The 929-nt window shown below is 60.2% G+C and carries 1 protein-coding gene; it reads left to right on the top strand.

Annotated elements, in window-relative coordinates; genetic code table 11:
* Window positions 1–863: hypothetical protein (locus CEY15_RS18590; RefSeq protein ID WP_217987125.1), on the top strand; the 863-nt coding region annotated here is incomplete at its 5' end.
* Between the last annotated feature and the right edge of the window lie 66 nt (window positions 864–929).

Below are 929 nucleotides of genomic sequence, written 5' to 3' on the forward strand. Positions count from 1 at the left end.
ACTCCCGGGCCATCGCGAATGCCGCGACCCTCCTCAGGCGTTATGCGGACACCTTGCGCGCGAACGCCGAAGCGCAGGACGTGACTAGTGAGGCGGGTGGATCGCTCTCCGGGTCAGGCCTGTTCTGTGCCGAACCAACCGGTGGCTCCGACCCGCACAGCGGAGCTGCGACTCCATCTGAGCTCTTCGAAAAGCTGCATAACCAGGACCAGGACTCTTCCGACGGATTCCGGATCGAGAGAATCACCGGGGAGGACGGAGTGGAGCGGTTCATCGTCTACATCAACGGCACGAACCAGGGTAGCGAGGGCAGTCTTACCTGGGGCGAGGCGGTCGCCTCGAATTTCGGCCTCGCCACCAAGACTCAGGGATCCATCAGGCAAGCGATGCTCGCGGCAGGCATAAATGGTGATTCAGAAGTCCTTTATGTCGGCTATAGCCAAGGCGGGATGATTGCGCAGAATCTGGCAGCCTCGCAGGAGTTTGGTGCGGGCGTCGTGCTGGCGCAAGGCAGCCCGCGCACTTCGGCAACCCAGATCGGATACGACGTGATTCATATCAATCAGTTCGGAGACGAGGTCGTTACCGGCGTCGGTTTAGGCGGGATAGTTTATGACCATGGCAACGGTCTACACGGGCTGGTTAACGACAAGATCGGTTATGACTACGTGCATATGCCCAGCGACCTGAAAAACATCTCGGCGGCTGCAGCACAAGACAGGTCGTCATGGGCGCATACGAACATGGAGGAATACGCCCGCGTAACGCGGGACTTCGAGAACTCCACGGCGCAGGGAGCTCTCAAGGCGAAGGCGAAATTGGCGCCGTTCCTCGGCGGGATCGTCGTTTCCGACACGAAGTGAACTCCGGGACCCTAAGGGCGAGACTGACATGGACTCCGGAATGATCGGCGCAGATCCTCGGGCCCT

The sequence above is a fragment of the Dietzia natronolimnaea genome (assembly GCF_002289575.1).
Classification (GTDB): Bacteria; Actinomycetota; Actinomycetes; order Mycobacteriales; family Mycobacteriaceae; genus Dietzia; species Dietzia natronolimnaea_A.